We start from the raw sequence: 2,876 nt of genomic DNA, 5'->3' as shown, positions 1-2,876 counted from the left end.
TCTCTAAAGGAGGCGGTCACACCGGTTGGAGCCGAGCGTGGATCATCAATTTCTGGGCACGTTTTTTGGATGCTGAAAAGGCTCATGAAAACATCGGACTGCTGCTGGCGAAATCCACTCATAACAACCTGTTTGATAAACATCCGCCTTTTCAAATCGACGGCAACTTTGGCGGGGCCGCCGCAATGGCTGAAATGCTGTTGCAATCGCATACAGAAAAGATCGATCTGCTTCCCGCTCTGCCCAAAGCGTGGGCGGATGGATCGGTCGAAGGGCTTTGTGCACGCGGCGGATTTGAAGTTGACATGCAGTGGAAAAATGGAGCCCTCACTTCGGCAACGCTACATTCCAAACTTGGCAACCCCTGCACCGTTCGCTACGGCGATAAAACGGTAACCCTCAACACGTCAAAGAATGAAACCTATGATCTGAAATCGGTTTTCGGACAGGTGCAGTAACAAGCGATTAGCGAATGAGAACGGAGCGTGATTTGATGCATTGGTTGATTCGAAAAACATTGTGCGGAGTCCTTTTGTTGGCGACAACGGTCGTCGCATCGGGACAAGAACTGGCAAGCAAAGACGAGCTGTATACAGGGAAAGAATTCTCGAAGGCATTTGCGAATCCCAAGGATGATCCAGATCGACCCAACGTTCTATTGATCGGCGATTCCATATCGATCGGGTATACCGTAGACGTTCGCAAGCTGTTGGCGGGAAAAGCGGACGTTTTTAGGATTCCATCCAATGGAAAATATGCCGCGTATGGAACCGAAAACCTCGACAACTGGCTTGGGGATCGGACTTGGGATGTCATCCATTTCAATTGGGGGTTATGGGACATTTGCTACCGAAATCCAGAATCAAAAACACAAGGGCATCGCGACAAAGTCAAGGGAACGCTGACCGCCAGCCCGGATCAATATCGGCAGAGTCTGCAGCAAGCGGTGGATCGTCTTAAGCAAACCGATGCAACGTTGATCTGGTGTGCAACCACGCCAGTTCCGGAACATGAGGCCGGACGAAAGGTAGGCGATGAAATCAAATACAATTTGATCGCCGAATCAATCATGAGAATGAACGGGATCCGGATCAACGATTTGCATACTCATGCCTTGCAAAAACTGCCTGAAATCCAGCAGAAAAAAGGCGATGTCCATTTCACAGCGGCAGGGTACGCGTATTTGGCAGAGAAGGTCGCCCGCGAGATCAATTTGGTACTTTCAACGCTAAGTAGCGGAGCATCGAAATAGGCTGCGAAGCATGGCACTTTGAGTAGGGCGTACCGCCGAGCCATTGGGAAGAGGGGCATGGCGCATCCGCCGGGTGCTGCGACAACCGAAGTGGTGTTTGATTTGTTGGCCCAAGCATCACGAGGGTTAAAACCTTCCCACAGCGACAAACGCGGTTAAGCTAAGAAGTAATATCATTGCCCCAATATTCAATTCGAACTTTGTTGAAAGCCATGACTTCCATCTTGCGAACGATTAAACCAAACCTTGCCGTTGTTGCAATTACTCTTGTCAGTGCATGGGCCTCATGCTGCTGCGGCGACAATCCTCCGCGAAATACGACATCGTCGACCCCGACGAATCGCTCCGGTGAAAACGGATTCGTGCACCCAGGAATCGCACACAGCGCCGCACGTATCGACTTTGTCAAAGCCAAGATTGCCGCCGGCGAACAGCCTTGGTCTGGTGAGTGGCAGAAGTTGCAGCAATCGCGTATCGCCAGCCTGGATTATCAGCCGAGTCCGAGAGCCCATGTCGAGCGAGGTCCAAGCAACAATCCAAATATCGGTTCGTCGGAATTTTCCAACGATGCCGCAGCAGCCTATACGCAGTCGCTGCGTTGGGTGTTGTCTGGCGACCAGCGGCATGCCCGTAAAGCAGCCGAAATCATTGATGCTTGGTCAGCGACACTCAAGACGATCAAGAATCACGACGCTAGGTTGCTAGTTGGCATGGAAGGACACTTGTTTTGTAACGCCGCCGAGTTGTTGCGACACACTTGGGACGGATGGCCCGAGGCGAAACAGGAACAATTTCGCGAGATGGCACGCAAGGTGTGGTACCCGATCATCAAAGACTTCTATCCGACGGCCAACGGCAATTGGGATGCGTCGATGTTACAAACGATGATCGCAATGGGCGTTTTCCTGGACGATCGCGAGATGTTTGATCGGGCAGTGAACTATTTTCTTGATGGCGAAGGCAACGGTGCGATTGGAAACTATTTCAACGACTTTGGTGAGTGCCAAGAATCGGGACGTGATCAAGCTCACACGCAAATGGGATTAGAATTTCTCGCGAACACCTGCGAGACGGCTTGGAACCAAGGGGTCGATTTGTACTCGGCAAAGGACAATCGCTTGTTACTCGGGTTCGAATACACCGCAAAGTACAACCTAGGGTTTGATGTGCGGTATGAACCGTTTCGCAGTGTCGAGGGACGCTACCACTACAAGCAAATCTCCGAAGACCGTGGACGACTGCGTCCAATGTATGAACGAGTCTACAACCACTATTATCACCGCGAAGGTTTACCAGCGGAATTCACAAAGCAAGCGATGCTTGCGATCCGCAACGGTGAACGCGATCGCGAGGGTTCTCGTTCACGCGGTCGTCGCAACCGCAATCGTCGCAACAATCGTGAAGGAGGTTTCAGCTCGCTGCGCTGGGATACGTTGATGTTTGCAAGCGAGTAGCGTGTGACGTCTGCTTGTAAACCTCCTTTGAAATGAGGACACAAACGACCTCCTCAACTTATTATCACTCCCGTCGCCGGCCCCCCGGAGTGTGAAGAGGTCCGTGTGGACACAAGCAGTGCGTGCGTCGCATGAGAACAAGGCTGCCTACAGCGACCCTGGCCAGAAAG

At 51.8% G+C, this 2,876-nt stretch carries 3 protein-coding genes; all 3 read left to right on the top strand.

The features are described 5' to 3' along the window. Positions 1-458 (top strand): glycoside hydrolase family 95-like protein (locus RMSM_RS21115; protein WP_040768679.1); only part of this gene is annotated, 458 nt, incomplete at its 5' end. Positions 459-493: 35 nt separating this feature from the next. Further along, positions 494-1,252 (top strand): SGNH/GDSL hydrolase family protein, encoded by a 759-nt coding sequence (locus RMSM_RS21110; protein WP_144057833.1) that lies wholly within the window; start codon positions 494-496, stop codon positions 1,250-1,252. Between the two features lie 212 nt (positions 1,253-1,464). Further along, the gene (locus RMSM_RS21105; protein WP_008700961.1) at positions 1,465-2,706 is read left to right on the top strand and encodes an alginate lyase family protein; all 1,242 of its coding nucleotides are present in this window, start codon (positions 1,465-1,467) and stop codon (positions 2,704-2,706) included. Positions 2,707-2,876: the final 170 nt, after the last annotated feature.

Origin of the sequence: Rhodopirellula maiorica SM1 (genome assembly GCF_000346295.1) — a bacterium.
In the GTDB taxonomy this organism is placed as follows: domain Bacteria; phylum Planctomycetota; class Planctomycetia; order Pirellulales; family Pirellulaceae; genus Novipirellula; species Novipirellula maiorica.
Note: the sequence above shows the minus strand (reverse complement) of the source record. Positions and strands in the feature narration are given on the sequence as shown.